The 14,761-nt window shown below is 54.5% G+C and carries 13 protein-coding genes, 1 rRNA gene and 2 pseudogenes; 9 read left to right on the forward strand and 7 right to left on the reverse strand.

Annotation, left to right across the window (positions count from 1 at the left end):
- Positions 1 to 135 precede the first annotated feature (135 nt).
- Positions 136 to 1,005 (forward strand): DMT family transporter, encoded by an 870-nt coding sequence (locus FQ179_RS08905; protein WP_149396812.1) that lies wholly within the window; start codon positions 136 to 138, stop codon positions 1,003 to 1,005.
- A 215-nt stretch (positions 1,006 to 1,220) separates the two neighbouring features.
- Here FQ179_RS08905 and FQ179_RS08910 read toward each other — a convergent pair whose 3' ends face one another.
- Positions 1,221 to 2,774: a helicase HerA-like C-terminal domain-containing protein gene (locus FQ179_RS08910; protein WP_149396813.1), complete on the reverse strand. Its 1,554-nt coding sequence runs from the start codon at positions 2,772 to 2,774 to the stop codon at positions 1,221 to 1,223.
- A 129-nt stretch (positions 2,775 to 2,903) separates the two neighbouring features.
- Here FQ179_RS08910 and FQ179_RS08915 point away from each other — a divergent pair, with 129 nt between their 5' ends.
- The 7 genes from FQ179_RS08915 to pyk all read left to right on the forward strand — a co-directional run bounded on the left by FQ179_RS08915 (position 2,904) and on the right by pyk (position 9,051).
- On the forward strand, positions 2,904 to 3,635 hold the full coding sequence (locus FQ179_RS08915; protein ID WP_149396814.1) for a YebC/PmpR family DNA-binding transcriptional regulator: 732 nt from the start codon (positions 2,904 to 2,906) through the stop codon (positions 3,633 to 3,635).
- 6 nt (positions 3,636 to 3,641) lie between these two features.
- Positions 3,642 to 4,931 carry a phosphoribosylamine--glycine ligase gene (gene purD / locus FQ179_RS08920; RefSeq protein ID WP_149396815.1) on the forward strand — a complete coding sequence of 430 codons (1,290 nt, stop codon included), beginning with the start codon at positions 3,642 to 3,644 and terminating at the stop codon, positions 4,929 to 4,931.
- 33 nt (positions 4,932 to 4,964) lie between these two features.
- Positions 4,965 to 5,876 carry an oxygen-dependent coproporphyrinogen oxidase gene (gene hemF, locus FQ179_RS08925; protein WP_149396816.1) on the forward strand — a complete coding sequence of 304 codons (912 nt, stop codon included), beginning with the start codon at positions 4,965 to 4,967 and terminating at the stop codon, positions 5,874 to 5,876.
- 94 nt (positions 5,877 to 5,970) lie between these two features.
- Positions 5,971 to 6,567, forward strand: a complete 597-nt coding sequence (nadD, locus tag FQ179_RS08930; protein ID WP_149396817.1) for a nicotinate (nicotinamide) nucleotide adenylyltransferase — start codon at positions 5,971 to 5,973, stop codon at positions 6,565 to 6,567.
- Between the two features lie 21 nt (positions 6,568 to 6,588).
- The gene (rsfS, locus tag FQ179_RS08935; RefSeq protein WP_149396818.1) at positions 6,589 to 6,984 is read left to right on the forward strand and encodes a ribosome silencing factor; all 396 of its coding nucleotides are present in this window, start codon (positions 6,589 to 6,591) and stop codon (positions 6,982 to 6,984) included.
- Positions 6,985 to 7,111: 127 nt separating this feature from the next.
- Positions 7,112 to 7,582 (forward strand): 23S rRNA (pseudouridine(1915)-N(3))-methyltransferase RlmH, encoded by a 471-nt coding sequence (rlmH, locus tag FQ179_RS08940; protein ID WP_149396819.1) that lies wholly within the window; start codon positions 7,112 to 7,114, stop codon positions 7,580 to 7,582.
- A gap of 29 nt (positions 7,583 to 7,611) precedes the next feature.
- On the forward strand, positions 7,612 to 9,051 hold the full coding sequence (gene pyk / locus FQ179_RS08945) for a pyruvate kinase (RefSeq protein WP_149396820.1): 1,440 nt from the start codon (positions 7,612 to 7,614) through the stop codon (positions 9,049 to 9,051).
- A 201-nt stretch (positions 9,052 to 9,252) separates the two neighbouring features.
- On the opposite strand, the pseudogene FQ179_RS08950 reads toward pyk, so the two are convergent.
- A pseudogene (locus FQ179_RS08950) lies at positions 9,253 to 9,464 on the reverse strand (hypothetical protein); the annotation flags it as partial.
- Between the two features lie 529 nt (positions 9,465 to 9,993).
- Here FQ179_RS08950 and FQ179_RS08955 point away from each other — a divergent pair.
- Positions 9,994 to 10,614, forward strand: a complete 621-nt coding sequence (locus FQ179_RS08955; RefSeq protein WP_149396821.1) for a nucleoside triphosphate pyrophosphatase — start codon at positions 9,994 to 9,996, stop codon at positions 10,612 to 10,614.
- Positions 10,615 to 10,639: 25 nt separating this feature from the next.
- Here FQ179_RS08955 and FQ179_RS08960 read toward each other — a convergent pair whose 3' ends face one another.
- The 5 genes and pseudogenes from FQ179_RS08960 to rrf all read right to left on the reverse strand — a co-directional run bounded on the left by FQ179_RS08960 (position 10,640) and on the right by rrf (position 14,459).
- The gene (locus FQ179_RS08960; protein ID WP_149396822.1) at positions 10,640 to 11,398 is read right to left on the reverse strand and encodes an IclR family transcriptional regulator; all 759 of its coding nucleotides are present in this window, start codon (positions 11,396 to 11,398) and stop codon (positions 10,640 to 10,642) included.
- Positions 11,399 to 11,827: 429 nt separating this feature from the next.
- Positions 11,828 to 12,007 (reverse strand): annotated as a pseudogene (locus tag FQ179_RS22440) (ATP-binding protein); the annotation flags it as partial.
- A 94-nt stretch (positions 12,008 to 12,101) separates the two neighbouring features.
- Positions 12,102 to 12,680, reverse strand: a complete 579-nt coding sequence (locus FQ179_RS08970; protein ID WP_149396823.1) for a Crp/Fnr family transcriptional regulator — start codon at positions 12,678 to 12,680, stop codon at positions 12,102 to 12,104.
- Positions 12,681 to 12,983: 303 nt separating this feature from the next.
- Positions 12,984 to 13,418 (reverse strand): DUF2946 family protein, encoded by a 435-nt coding sequence (locus tag FQ179_RS08975; RefSeq protein WP_188074541.1) that lies wholly within the window; start codon positions 13,416 to 13,418, stop codon positions 12,984 to 12,986.
- Positions 13,419 to 14,346: 928 nt separating this feature from the next.
- Positions 14,347 to 14,459, reverse strand: a 5S ribosomal RNA gene (rrf, locus tag FQ179_RS08980).
- Positions 14,460 to 14,761: the final 302 nt, after the last annotated feature.

The raw sequence follows: 14,761 nt of genomic DNA on the forward strand, positions 1-14,761 counted from the left end.
GAATCTCCTTCCTTTAAGTTCACACTACCCCGTAAGGCGCCTAGTTTAAATCTTTATGGCCGATCTGTACTCCTTTCGCCGGGCTCTTTCTTCTGCTGCCAAGCACAGCGACAAGTCTTTTCCCCCAATTCCGGCATGAACCGTCAACGTGCGCTTCTGTCCATCCATATTGCCGCGATTCTGTTCGGCCTAACTGGCATTTTTGGCAAACTCATTCAGGGTGATCCTTCGGTCATTACCGCGGGGCGAGCCGGTTTTGCAGTATTGGCGCTCGTTGCCTTCATGCGCTTTCAGGGTACCTCGCCACTGCACGGCATAAAACAACGCGATATGCGGGTTATGGCGCTGGCTGCGCTTATGCTGGCTGTGCACTGGGTTACGTTTTTCATGGCTGTAAAAATCGCGGGCGTGGCGGTGGCTACTCTGGGTTTCGCCAGCTTCCCGGCATTTATCACGCTATGCGAAAGCCTGTTCTTCAAAGAAAAAATCAGCAAAGACGAGTGGCTCATTCTATTGCTGGTCACCGCCGGTCTGGTACTGGTCACCCCCTCGTTCAACTTTCGCGACGACGCCACCATAGGCCTGGCCTGGGCCTTGCTTTCAGGGCTGGCCTTTGCGCTGTTTGCCCTGATCAATCGTCGCGCAGCAGCTGGTATTCCAGCGCAACAGGTGGCTTGCTGGGAAAACCTGTTCGTATTAGTGCTCACTGCACCCTTTGCCGTATCAACTGTCGCCCAACTGGGCACACTTGATTGGCTCTGGCTAGCCATGCTGGGCATTATGTGCACGGCGTTATCCCATTACCTTATGGTCGCCAGCCTATCTGTACTCAACGCCCGCAGTGCGGGCATTGTCATCGCGCTCGAACCGATTTATGCCATTCTGTTTGCAGCCATACTGTTTGGCCAATACCCGACACTGCGCATGATTGCCGGCGGGATGCTAATGATTGGCGCCATTATCTGGTCGGGGCTGCGACAAGTCGAAAAGACGCACACCGCATAACCTAAACGGCGATGCCGGCAAGGGCCCTGCTACCCCGTCAGGGCTATGTGAGCACCAGACCATAATACGCACGACAGCCCACGTCTCAGGGTTATTGCTTTTCACCTGGCGCCGGCATGGCAAGGCGTATTCAACATGAGCCCCACCGATCATGCAGGTTTGGCCTTAGCCTGGCAATGTTTAAACGTGATGCAGATAAATTTGGCACAGGCCGTTTAACGCCGCTTTTTTCCACCAATTAGCGACCCCAATACGCCTCTTAACAGGCTAGTCGTCGTGCTTCGAACGGCACTCTTGACGGCAGACTGCATAACGCCATCACGGCGACCGCCTCGCGGCCCAACCGAACCAAAAAGAAAGTCACTAACCGCATCAAGCACGCCATTTTCTTGCGTAGGCGGTGCAGCATTACCTGCAGAACCCTTGCCTGAACCAGAAGCCGACGTCGTAGCTGCAGCCGTCGCTTCAGCCTGAGCCTGTTGTGACGCGTCTGTGGCACGCTGCTGCAGGCGCTCATATGCGGATTCGCGATCCACAGTCTGTTCATACCTGCCCCCCACCACCGACGCCGCTCTTATAGCCTGGCGTTCTGCATCAGTTGCAGGGCCGATACGGCTGCCTGGTGCCAACATCCATACTCTTTCGGTTGGCGATGGGCTGCCCTTTTCATCGAGCAGAGACACCAGAGCCTCTCCCACACCCAACTCAGTAATGGCGGCCTCAATATCAAGCCCTGCATTGGGCCGCATCGTTTGCGCGGTTGAGCGCACTGCCTTTTGATCACGTGGCGTGAAGGCACGCAGAGCGTGCTGAATACGGTTTCCCAGTTGCCCCAGCACGGTATCAGGGATATCTACAGGGTTTTGCGTAACAAAAAATATACCCACCCCTTTGGAACGCACCAGCCTCACCACCTGTTCTATTTTCTCGAGCAAGGCCTTTGGCGCATCGTTAAACAGCAGATGGGCCTCGTCGAAGAAAAACACCAGCTTGGGCTTATCTGGATCACCGACTTCAGGCAAAATTTCATAGAGTTCGGCCAATAACCAAAGCAGGAAAACAGCGTACAAGCGTGGCGACATCATGAGCTTGTCAGCCGCCAGAATATTTACCATACCCTGCCCTTTTTCATTAACACGGATAAGGTCATGAATATCGAGCATAGGTTCGCCAAAGAACCTTTCGCCGCCCTGTGACTCCAGCGTCAGAAGGCGCCGCTGTATGGCGCCGACAGACGCGGCCGATACATTGCCATAGCGAGTGCGCAGTTCAGCGGCCCGGTCAGCCACATTTTGAAGCATGGCGCGCAAATCTTTCATGTCGAGCAGGAGCTGGCCTTCGTCATCTGCCACCCTGAATACCAGCGTAAGCACCCCCTCTTGCGTGTCGTTAAGCTCCAGCATGCGCGATAGCAATAGTGGCCCCATGTCGGACACAGTTGCACGCACAGGATGGCCCTGCTCGCCAAACACATCCCAAAGTACGACCGGGCAGCCGCGCCATACTGGCGTGGGCAGATCCAGACGTTTGAGACGCTCTTCGAGTTTGGGGTTGGGCTGGGCAGCCTGAGAAATACCGGTCAGGTCGCCTTTGACATCGGCCATGAATACCGGGGTGCCCATGCGTGAGAACGCCTCGGCCAACACTTGCAGCGTAACTGTTTTACCGGTGCCGGTGGCCCCAGTAATACACCCATGCCTATTGGCAAGGCGTGGCAGCAGACAGCATTCAAGCGAGGCATTTTTTGCGATGACGACAGGATCAGCCATAGTTAAAGATTCCACAATTTCAGGGGTTAAAACAGAGTTCCCAGGGATGGCCAAGTGTAATTCCGTGCCTATTATCATGCACGGGTTAAAATGACACTTTAACTGTTGTTTAGATTACAAGACAGGATTATGGCCGGACACAGTAAATGGGCGAACATCCAGCACCGAAAAGGTCGCCAAGACGCTAAGCGTGGCAAGCTCTGGACAAAAATCATTCGTGAAATAACCGTTGCGGCACGCGCCGCCGGGCCCGACCCTGACTCCAACCCTAGTTTGCGCATGGCCTGGGACAAAGCCACTGCGGCCAACATGCCCAAAGACAACATACAACGGGCAATTCTGCGTGGCGCAGGCGGTGCCGATGGAGCCAACTACGAAGAAGTGCGCTACGAAGGTTACGGTGTGGGCGGCGCTGCCATCATCATTGATTGCGTCACCGACAATCGCACCCGTACCGTCGCCGAGGTGCGTCATGCACTCTCCAAAAATGGTGGCAACCTGGGGCAAGATGGCTCTGTTGCGTTCATGTTCCAGCACTGCGGGCAGTTTCTCTTTGCCCCTGGCACGTCTGAAGACCGTGTCATGGAGATCGCACTTGAGGCTGGCGCCGAAGATATCCTTACCGACGAAGACGGCTTAATTGAGGTTATCTCGGCACCTACTGACTACGCCGCCGTAAAAACTGCCTTTGAACAGGCCGGGCTCGCGCCCGAAGTACATGGCCTCATCATGAAGCCACTTAACGAAACCGAGCTTACCGGTGAAGATGCCGAGGCCATGCAAAAAATCCTCGACGTTCTTGAAGGTCTCGACGACGTTCAAGAAATCTACACAACCGCCGTTTTCGACGAAGCAGACTAAATAATCATGAAAATATTGGTAATCGGCGGCGGGGGCCGCGAACATGCCCTGGCCTGGCACCTGGCTAAGTCGCCACGCGTGCACAAGGTCTTCGTAGCCCCTGGCAACGGTGGTACAGCACTGGCTTCACCCTTGCAAAATGTGCCTATCAGCGACAACGATGCGCTGATTAAATTCGCACGCGACGAAAGCGTCGCATTCACCGTGGTAGGGCCAGAAGCACCACTTGCCGGTGGCATAGTTGACGCCTTCCGCGCGGCGGGTCTCAAAATATTCGGGCCCACCCAGGCTGAAGCACAACTTGAAAGCTCAAAAGATTACGCCAAGGCTTTCATGGTTCGTCACACTATCCCCACAGCGCGCTACCAGACATTCACCGATCCTGCACAGGCCAAAGCCTATATAACCTCACAGGGTGCACCCATTGTCGTAAAGGCTGACGGGTTAGCTGCAGGCAAAGGTGTCGTTGTAGCCACCTCTGTCGACGAGGCACACTCAGCCATTGACGCCATGCTTGGTGATGGCTCTCTGGGCGACGCAGGGGCCCGTGTAGTCATCGAAGAGTGCCTGCTGGGCGAAGAAGCCAGCTTCATCGTCATGTGCGACGGCAACCATGTACTGCCCCTGGCCACCAGCCAAGATCACAAACGTCTTCTTGATGGCGACCTGGGTCCCAATACAGGCGGCATGGGCGCCTACTCGCCGGCCCCCGTCATTACGCCTGCCCTGCACAACCGCATCATGCGCGAAGTCATACACCCCACCATGGCCGGCATGGCCAAAGATGGGCTGCCATACTCAGGCTTTCTCTACGCCGGGCTCATGATAGGCGACGGCCCTGACGCCACCCGCACCATCAAGGTACTCGAATACAACTGTCGCATGGGTGATCCCGAAACACAGCCCATTATGATGCGCATTAAAAGCGATCTCACTCAGGTTTTTGAGCAGGCGATTGCCGGCAAGCTTGACGAAGCCAACATCGACTGGGACCGCCGCTGTGCCATGGGCGTGGTCATGGCAGCTGCCAACTACCCCGCCACCCCGCGCCTTGATGATGTCATAGAGCACCTTCCTGAAAACACCGACGAGCTTATGGTGTTTCATGCGGGCACACGGCTCGACGGCGATATCCTCAAAACCTCCGGGGGCCGAGTGCTGTGTGTAACGGTACTCGCAGACTCCATCAAGCGGGCTCAGGCTGCCGCCTATGCTGCCGCCTCACAAGTACGCTTTGAAGGCAAGCAATATCGCAGCGACATCGGCTGGCGGGCTCTGCCATCGCCTTCCGAATAAAACTGAACTCCTCCCAAAAAGGATCAACTGCCAATGACCATCCCCATTTCCTCCGCCTATGACTACTTTCTCGATCTGCAGGCCCGTATAGTCCAGGCGTTGGAAGATGCAGATGGCACGCGTTTCGAAAGCGAGCAATGGGATCGTGAAGAAGGTGGTGGCGGCATCTCGCGCTATCTCGAGGGTGGGCCACTGTTCGAGCGAGCGGCTGTTCTGTTCAGTCACGTCAAAGGCAAAACGCTGCCCCCTTCTGCATCAGCCCATCGTCGTGAGCTTGCCGGCCGTCCTTGGGAGGCCATGGGCGTATCGCTGGTAATCCACCCGCGCAACCCCTACATACCAACCGTCCACATGAACGTACGCCTGTTCGTCGCGCACGCCGCGCCAGGCAACGATCAAGATGACGAAGTGTTCTGGTTCGGTGGGGGCCTCGACCTCACCCCTTTTTACCCTTTTGAAGAAGATGTACGCCATTTCCATCGCGTTTGCCACGACGCCGTCAGCCCATTTGGCGAAGACAAATACCCGGCATACAAAAAATGGTGTGATGAGTACTTCTTTTTAAAGCACCGCAACGAGACCCGCGGTATTGGGGGACTGTTCTTTGACGATCTGAACGCGGAAGGCTTTCACTCCAGCTTTGCCATGGTGCAGTCCGTAGGTGACTCCTTTTTACAGGCCTACATGCCCATCGTCGAAAAGCGACGTAACCTCGAATACACCGAACACCAACGTAACTTCCAAGCCTACCGCCGCGGCCGCTACGTAGAATTCAACCTTGTCTTCGACCGGGGCACCCTGTTCGGCCTGCAGTCCGGCGGGCGCACAGAATCCATACTGCTGTCCATGCCGCCCATGGCAACCTGGCGTTATAACTGGTCCCCAAAAGAAGGCACACCCGAAGCCGCACTGGCCCAGTATCTGCAGCCGCGCAGTTGGTTATGAGACCAGGCGGCGTTCTGGCAACGCTTCAACCATTCGCCTTCGCTGTGACACAAAAGGTTTTAGGCTGTTCACCCATGCGCACCAGAGGCACTAAATGAAAATCGGGTTACTCGGCGGCAGCTTTGATCCAGTGCATCTGGCTCACGTGGCCTTGGCCCTCTGCGCCTTGCAAGAACTCAAACTCAATGAAGTACAGCTTATACCAGCCGCCGATCCATGGCAGCGCGAACCACTGGCTGCTGGCGCACAGCACCGCGTGGCAATGCTTGAGCTGGCCGTACGCGAGCAACCTCACTTGCGCGTCAACCCGATTGAAATCAATCGTGGAGGCAAAACCTATACCTTCGACACGCTTTGCCAACTGCCTACCGGGCCAGATTACTATTGGATACTCGGAGCCGACCAACTAGCCAACTTTTGCACATGGCACCATTGGCAAGAAATAACAGATCTCGCACGTCTGGCCGTGGCACTGCGCCCTGGCACAACACTGACCGTACCACCGCCGCTTGGTGACCATCTCGCGCGCCAAAACCGTCCGTTGATCACGCTGCCGTTCCAACCCACGCCTATTTCATCCACCCAAATTCGCAAGCGCCTGGCCGCAGGCCAGCCCACCGATCGCCTGCTCAGTGTTGCAGTCGCGCAATATATTCAGCAAAATGGGCTGTACCAGCCTCCTGTCGCCTAACGTACGCGTTATAGTCCATACATGGAAATACAAAAATTGCAACGTCTCGTTATTGACGCCCTTGAAGATGTCAAAGCACATGACATACAAATCTTCAACACCACCCATATTACTGGCCTATTCGACCGCGTTGTCATTGCCACAGGCATGTCTAACCGGCAAACTCGATCCATAGCCAAAAACGTGGCAGACCAAGCCCGCAAGCACAAAATCCCCGTTATTGCCTTTGAAGGTGAAGAAACGGGCGAATGGGTACTTGTTGATCTTGGCGACATCGTCGTGCACGTCATGCAGCCTATGGTGCGCAACTATTACAAGCTTGAAGAAATTTGGGGCGGCAAACCTGTGCGGGTCAAACTGCTGCCACAGTCGACCCAGCCGGTTATCACCGAAACCTATGATTTTGACAACAACTAGCTGCTTTCTGCCGTCGTCAACGGGCAACAGTATCCAATAAAAAAACGGCCCCGTCTGGCACACAGTCTGTTCCGCCGCACCTGAAGGCTGCACGGCATAAGCATCTCAATTCGGATGAAGACGCCCAGTGAAACTAATCATTATTGCTGTCGGAACCCGCATGCCCAGCTGGGTTGAAACCGGCTGGAAAGACTATGCCAAGCGGCTGCCGCAAGATTGTATGCTTGAGCTTAAAGAAATCAAGCCCGAACCCCGCACCTCCGGCAAAACAGCCACTCAAATGATGCAGGCCGAAGCACGACGTATTGAAGCAGCTACCCCCTCCGGCGCACTACGCATCGCGCTGGACGAACACGGCAAAGATATCGATACGGTCGAACTGTCGCACGAACTCCAGACATGGCGGGGCTCAGGCCAGGACGTCGTCTTTTTCATCGGCGGCCCTGATGGGCTTGACGCCACACTCAAGCAAAGCTGCCAAACCCGATTACGGCTTTCTTCCCTGACATTACCCCACCCCATGGTACGCATTGTGCTTGCCGAACAGCTCTATCGGGCATGGGCTATTATGACGGGGCACCCTTACCACCGCGCCTGATCGCGCTTTTTCTTCCCGGAAACTGCCCAATGATTGTCCGCCGCACAAAAATCGTCGCCACGCTTGGCCCTGCCAGTTCCAGCCCTGAAAAAATCGAGCAACTCATTGTTGCCGGGCTGGATGTTGCCCGCCTCAATTTCTCGCATGGCTCCGCAGACGATCACCGCGAACGGGCAAAGCTGGTACGTGAGATCGCTGAAAAACACGGCAAGTACATCGCTATTATGGGTGACCTCCAGGGCCCAAAAATTCGCATTGCACGCTTCACCTCACAAAAGGTTGAGCTCAAAGAAGGCCAACCTTTTACCCTGTCCAACCAGCACCCTAGCGAGGCCGGCACCGACAAAATCGTCGGCATTGATTACCCCAGTCTGGTGCAAGACTGCCATCCTGGCGATGAACTCTTGCTTGACGATGGCCGAGTAGTTCTCACCGTCGACAGCGTTGAAGAACACGCTGTACACACCACCGTTACCGTTGGCGGCCCACTCTCCAACAATAAAGGCATTAACCGACGTGGCGGCGGCATCTCGGCCCCTAGCCTCACCGACAAAGATCGCGACGACATTCGGCTCGCCGCTGAGATCGAAGTGGACTACGTTGCCGTTTCTTTTCCGCGCTATGGCAGTGACATTCAAGAGGCGCGCAAACTGGTGCAAGAAGCAGGCAGCAAAGCCTGGATTATCGCCAAAATCGAGCGCGCTGAAGCTGTGGCAGATGATCACGCACTCGATGCCATCATCAAGGTCAGTGACGGCGTCATGGTGGCCCGAGGCGATCTCGGGGTCGAGGTTGGAGATGCCCGTTTGGTAGGCATACAAAAACGCATCATCCAACACGCGCGCACACTCAATAAACTGGTCATCACTGCAACACAAATGATGGAGTCGATGATTTCCAGCCCGCTACCCACTCGCGCTGAAGTCTCTGATGTTGCCAATGCAGTGCTCGACTATACCGACGCCGTCATGCTGTCGGCCGAGAGTGCCTCAGGACAGTACCCGGTAGAAGCGGTAACCGCCATGGCTCGCGTGTGCCTGGGCGCGGAGCAAGAACCCACCACCACTCAGTCACAACACCGCCTGGGGGAAACTTTTTCGCGCTGCGACGAAACCATTGCCCTGTCCGCCATGTACGCGGCCAACCACTTTCCCGGCATCAAAGCCATTATCAGCCTGACCGAAAGTGGCCACACGCCCTTGATCATGTCGCGTATCCGATCGGGTGTGCCTATTTACTGCTATACGCGGCACCCAGCCACCCAACGGCGCGCCGCCCTCTTCAGAGGCGTTTATACCGTACCCTTCGACGCGGCAAAAATAGACCCTGCCAAAGTCAGCGACCAGGCCATCGACAAGCTGAAAGAACGAGGCTTGCTCCACAAAGGTGATTGGATCATCCTGACCAAGGGCGACTTCTATTCCAACAGCGGCGGCACCAACGGTATGAAAATCCTCAAGGTAAAGTAGCCCGCTCAAAGCGTGCTCATGAGACGGCTTGGTATGACGTGATCGCGACACCTCACACTAAGCCAGTCCAGCTGGATCGGTCTCTCGCCAGGCCTGTATGTTTTAACTAAGCTGCCTGAACACCAAAATTGCGAGTGTCAGAATTTTTGAGAGTATCCGTATTTTTTTGGGCAAGGCAGTTCAGATAAATCATTGATCTGCCTAATTTCCCACTGACTCTGGGTTCCGATAGCAACAGGGCTGATTGAATCGCTCCTCGTATAGCATAGCAATCTGCTGCATGACGGCAGTGCAGTGATGTGTAGCTGCACTCCCCATTTGACGGTGATGTTTCTGATAGCCAGCCAGAGCAGCTTGGTGGCCAATTCATCGGTAGGAAACCGGCCGCGCGTTTTGATAACCTTGCGCAGCTGCACGCGTTTATATGCCACGCCGAAGTATCCGACGCTTCCCTATCCCGTCTCAGGGTAGCTAGCCAAACAGTATCTCATCATCCCGTATTTGATTGTGCCCTATATCATTACAGCAAAAATTATTACCCTATTGCCTCGTTCACTGCCCGCCATCACTCTGTAACACATCGCCACATACCTCGTAGAGCGGTAACGCCCCGCCCTATCACTCGATACCTATCACTCGATACCTATTACTCGATACCTATTACTCGATACCGGTCACTCCGTACCCATCTTTCCGTACCCATCTTTCCGTACCCATCACACCGTACACATCACTCCATACCCGTACATCACATCACATCGCAATGCACAATCCTGGCAGCCCACTGTTTGGAACCTTATTGTTCCGTAACGCATTACCCTGTACCCCCTCCTAAACCAAGCGTCACGCATTACACTACGACATTCACCGCAACACACAGCAGAAAGCCGCACAGCTACTCACTGCCGTACATCTCACTGTCCAGTAACAAACTATTGTCTTATGAATTTCCTGCCGATTTACCTCGCTTCAGCCAGCCCTCGTCGCCATGAAATCCTCGCGCTTATGGGTGTGCCGCACGAAGTCTTGCGCGTGCCAGCGCCTGACGGCGAAGATGAACCCAGACTGCCGGGTGAAGCCCCAGCTGTTTATGTCTGTCGCACAGCGCGAGACAAAGCATTACACGCTGCCGCCTGGCTCGCCGAACAGCACAACACAAACGCCACCCACGCTCAGCGACCCATTCTCTGCGCCGACACTACCGTCATACTTGACGATGATATCTTGGGAAAACCCGCGACCGAGCAGCACGCCCGTGACATGCTGGGGCGTCTATCTGGCCGCACACATGCCGTACATACCGCCCTCGCGCTCATGCACAATGGCCATCTGTATGAAGACGTATCAATAACCACTGTTCGATTCAAGCCCCTTACCGACGAAGAGATCAGACACTATTGCAGCAGTGGCGAACCTATGGGCAAGGCCGGCGCCTACGGCATCCAGGGCCTAGCAGGTATGTTCGTAGAGTCGATCACAGGCAGCTATACCGGTGTAATGGGGCTACCCATGTTCGAAACCGGGAAGCTACTCACCGCATTACCCGCACAAAAATCTGAGTAGTTATAACTGTTAGCTGTACAGCAGGCTACATACTGTTTTCAATAAACCGACATGCTACCCGCAGCTTGCGGGCATGCTCTTCGACGTGGTTTTCAATGCGATATAGCGGCCCAGTAATTGCAATCGCGTAGTCAATGTCAGACAAGCGAAGCGGCCAGGCAACGGCTCCCACATCAGGGATAGACTCGCCCAAATTTGCGAACCAGCCTCGAGCGAGCGACAATTTTATGTCCTCCTCGATGGCTTCCACGGTGACCAGTGTTCGATCACTGTAGCGCGTTAAAGACAGCGACGCCAACACACGTTGCCGCTCCTCGGCAGACAATGCAGACAGCAAAGCCTTGCCCATCGAGTTAGCATGAATGCCTTTCTTCTCACCCGGCACTGCCATATAACTGATAGGGTTGGAAGAAGGCAGCACATCAAGGTACACCACATCCATCGTTCTGTTTAGCTTGCTAAGCACAATAGTTTCAGATGTCGTTTGACGTAACTCCTCCAGACTCGGCTGTACCTTCTCGAGTATCGGATCTGCGCTAGAAATGCGTTGTGCCATCGCCAGCAACCGGCCAGTCGGATAATACCCCTGGCGCCTTGACGTTTCATACAGATACCCCAAGCTGACCAGCGTGCGCAGCAAGGCAAGACAACTGGAAACAGGCGCATTAAGATGCCTGGCCAACTCTGACAAAGCCAGCGGTTTGGTTTCCCGGGCAAAAACTTCAATAATCTCAATAACTCGCAATGCCGTCTTGACATTGCTTTCGCTCTTTTTCTCTTTCATTAGGCAAGTGTAAAATCGCCCGGCATTACTTCAATGCCGAGACAAGCAATTAACAGAAGGCAAATAAACCAAATATAAAAAATAGACTGGTCACACAGACAACCCTCAACATAATACCCCGCAGCAGTGGGTCGTTCGTCAATCGCTTCAATGAATTACTGCTGCCCACGTTTGTCCTGCCTCAACTATCTGGGCTGCGTGTTAAATATCGCTGATCAGTCGGTACAACCGCATAGGTACCGCTCATACCGCAGCCGTACCTCAACCTCTCACCGTCAGTTAAATTGGTGCCACTTGGAGGCTTTGAGCCCTTCAGAGGTCAGGCCGCATATGGAAATCACAGCATAAATGTCAACGCCGGTTGAAAACTGACCCACTTTCCTACTTTTCGGCCAGAGTAAAACTGACCCACCTGGGCCTCCAATTTTCTTAATCTTTTGCCTTCACCTGGCCGGCTTTGCGTCTATCTTTAAGCCGGTAACTTTCTCCGGCGATCTGAACAATGTGCGCTTGGCGCAGCAGTCTATCGATCATGGCGGCCGTTAAAGTCTGATTGACGGCGATGGCTCAAGACCGCTGTCCGCAAGGCAGATTACGCGTCAACAAAACGCCGTCGTCGGCACCGTAATACTGGCCCGCCTACGGAGCCAGTATTACATCAGCGCAACACCAATCTTCGTTTCCCGTATCGCAAGACACCCCATCAAGCGATACTGACTACAAATTGTGCCCGCTGTTTACCCGTCAACCCGATAACACCGCTCTGTGCCATAGCACTAAGGGTTCGTGATACGGTTTCCTTGGTCAGGCCCGTGATGTCTGCCGTGTCCTGTAAAGTGGGCAGTTCAAGCGGTATGTTCCCTAGCAAGACCAGAAACCGATGCACTCTTTGCTGCGCGGTACCGCTCCTTAGCAGCACGGCCTCGCTAACTCGATGATCTGCCCTCACAAGCGTCTGAAGCCAAGCCGCTTTGCCTTCTTCAACTTCAGAAGGAAGCCAGGGCCTCACCACACACGAGATAAGCGCAGTCGCAGTATGATCGTAATCACGCGACAGCAATACACCAGCACCGATAACATCACCCGCCACCGCCAGGCTCGTCCAGCCGTCACAACCTTTCTTTGCTCGATGATCAAGCCGAGTAGCCCCTTGCGTAATAAGCCACGCGGTACCCCTCTCGCCCTCACGAAAAACATTCTCTCCGCGAGCAATACATTTTGAATGAATAGCTCGGGAGCGGCTGTCTGATAGGCCATCCGGAGCGATCTTAGTTAAAAACATGGCTCAGCCCTCCGCCGCACAAACGTGTTCACGCCAGCGGGGTTTGCGGCTGACCTCATCAAGACAAAATAGAACCTGTTTTTCAATGCCCGCACAAAAGCAGCCGATGCACAAACTTTGAGCACCAGGACAGCAATAGCTTTATAAAGAAACAACCGCACCACCACGAGATGTTTCGACATTCTGACTCTCCTCAACTAGAACTGACCAACTACTGCGCACGCACAAGCGTGAAAACATTGCTGCGTCGCTTCACAAAAAAAAGGAAGTACGCCCACTGCCGTGCGGTGTGAAGAATAAGAGTCAGAAAATTGGGGGAGCTCGCGGCCCTATAGGAATACCCACGACAAATAGCGGGTGAATAAGTTCTGATCGCTGCCAAACTAGGCACTGCCACACAAAGCAACCAGGCATCGCTACAGCTGGAGGCGCATCGAACAATGCCCCAGCATGCGACAACACAGCGAACGGGCAGACCAAAGAGTTCATGTCATGGTTTGACTGCCACCCATGACCATCCTCAGACAACTGCTCATCAGCAAGCCCGAGAACGGCCAGCTTGAGATCCCCTTTTGCCGAGCAAAGAGTGATGTAAGCATCGCCAGTTTGTCCACCCGGCATATAACCATGCGCAATCCCTCCATTGGCCACCAGGCATACGAGCAACACCAAGCTCACAATCAGACGGAAAACCGTCGATTGCCTGCTCCGAAATGCTGAGCCTGAAAAAGCCATCATGAATATCTGCCAGTAGCACTGCGACATGAAGGGGAAACTGCCGTGATTATGGCACGCACGCAATAGCGCGACTTGAGATCAATCAAACACTTAGCAATGGAACATTCGGAGTGACTAGTTTCGAGTAGCCCGAGCATTTCCGTTTGCGCCGTCCTTGCTGTTTTACGGGGAATAACGTTCACGTACTAAGTACTACAAAAGATACTGCCGAGCAGTGTGAAGATGTCGGCGCAAGAGCAGACTGGGAATGTCGAAATGACGGGTGTCGAGCCTCCACGGAGGCTGGGCGTTACATTGCTTCGGAGTTCGGGTGCGGAGGCGGTGCGAGGCAGATGGTGCGGTGTTCGCGAGTTCTGTTTGCAGAGAGTGTTTGCAAACGACGGTTGCGGTGCGGCGATTGTGGCAGGCGTTCTGATGCTGGCGCGTTGCGCTGAGTTTATCCAGCGGCGCGCAGAGTATCTGAATTTTTAAGCTCAGGCCGTTTAGATCAGGCATTTAGCTCTACCTAGCTTGCCAGGACAACGCGTCCCACACAAGGCGTCGTGCTCTGTCCTCTGGTGCCGTGGTGACGCATACCTAGCCGCCACGGAGGCTGGGCTTTACACAGGATCAGAGTGGGCATAGATAGAGGAAGTACGGATGACCTGCGGGGATATTGTGCTGTGGTGCTGGCGTGCTGTGATGCAGTGGGGATGTGATGCCGTAGGGATGTGATGCGGTGTTGCGGCGTTGCGGTGTAGCGGTATTGCTGTGTTGCTGTGTTGCGGTATTGCTGTGTTGCTGTGTTGCGGTATTGCTGTGTTGCGGTGTAGCGGTATTGCTGTGTTGCGGTGTTGCGGTATTGCTGTGTTGCGGTGTTGCGGTGCCGTTTAGTTTTCCATAGCAAAAACCCCCGCCCGATCACGGGAGGGGGTTTTTGGGAATAAAAGCCTGACGATGACCTACTTTCACAGACGAAAGTCCACTATCATCGGCGCAAAGGCGTTTCACTGTCCTGTTCGGGATGGGAAGGAGTGGGACCACCTTGCTATGGTCGTCAAGCGTAACCGGGTGCCAGGCACGTGCAGGGCACGGGCTTGGCCAATCTTGGAAAGAAGCACGACGGCTGTAGGGTCTTGGGGCGCGCCGGTTGGGGCGGGCCTTTAACGCATGCAGCATAACGTAATTAAGGTGTTTTTAACGCGGCGTACGAGCCGCGATGGTGCGTCACCGGACTACACACGGTGGCGACTTTTCATGATTTATTTGAACGGTACTTGAACGCTAACCTACAAGGTTATAGGATCAAGCCGCACGGGCAATTAGTACTGGTTAGCTACGCGCATTACTGCGCTTCCACACCC

Source organism: Pusillimonas sp. ANT_WB101 (genome assembly GCF_008369125.1).
Taxonomy (GTDB): Bacteria; Pseudomonadota; Gammaproteobacteria; order Burkholderiales; family Burkholderiaceae_B; genus Allopusillimonas.

Bases quoted from the DNA above. Each gene is read 5' to 3' on its own strand.
- FQ179_RS08955 (WP_149396821.1), top strand. From the start codon at position 9,994: ATGAATTTCCTGCCGATTTACCTCGCTTCAGCCAGCCCTCGTCGCCAT.
- FQ179_RS08970 (WP_149396823.1), bottom strand. From the start codon at position 12,680: ATGTTTTTAACTAAGATCGCTCCGGATGGCCTATCAGACAGCCGCTCC.
- hemF (WP_149396816.1), top strand. From the start codon at position 4,965: ATGACCATCCCCATTTCCTCCGCCTATGACTACTTTCTCGATCTGCAG.
- FQ179_RS08975 (WP_188074541.1), bottom strand. From the start codon at position 13,418: ATGATGGCTTTTTCAGGCTCAGCATTTCGGAGCAGGCAATCGACGGTT.
- nadD (WP_149396817.1), top strand. From the start codon at position 5,971: ATGAAAATCGGGTTACTCGGCGGCAGCTTTGATCCAGTGCATCTGGCT.
- FQ179_RS08960 (WP_149396822.1), bottom strand. From the start codon at position 11,398: ATGAAAGAGAAAAAGAGCGAAAGCAATGTCAAGACGGCATTGCGAGTT.
- FQ179_RS08910 (WP_149396813.1), bottom strand. From the start codon at position 2,774: ATGGCTGATCCTGTCGTCATCGCAAAAAATGCCTCGCTTGAATGCTGT.
- rsfS (WP_149396818.1), top strand. From the start codon at position 6,589: ATGGAAATACAAAAATTGCAACGTCTCGTTATTGACGCCCTTGAAGAT.
- FQ179_RS08915 (WP_149396814.1), top strand. From the start codon at position 2,904: ATGGCCGGACACAGTAAATGGGCGAACATCCAGCACCGAAAAGGTCGC.
- purD (WP_149396815.1), top strand. From the start codon at position 3,642: ATGAAAATATTGGTAATCGGCGGCGGGGGCCGCGAACATGCCCTGGCC.
- FQ179_RS08905 (WP_149396812.1), top strand. From the start codon at position 136: ATGAACCGTCAACGTGCGCTTCTGTCCATCCATATTGCCGCGATTCTG.
- pyk (WP_149396820.1), top strand. From the start codon at position 7,612: ATGATTGTCCGCCGCACAAAAATCGTCGCCACGCTTGGCCCTGCCAGT.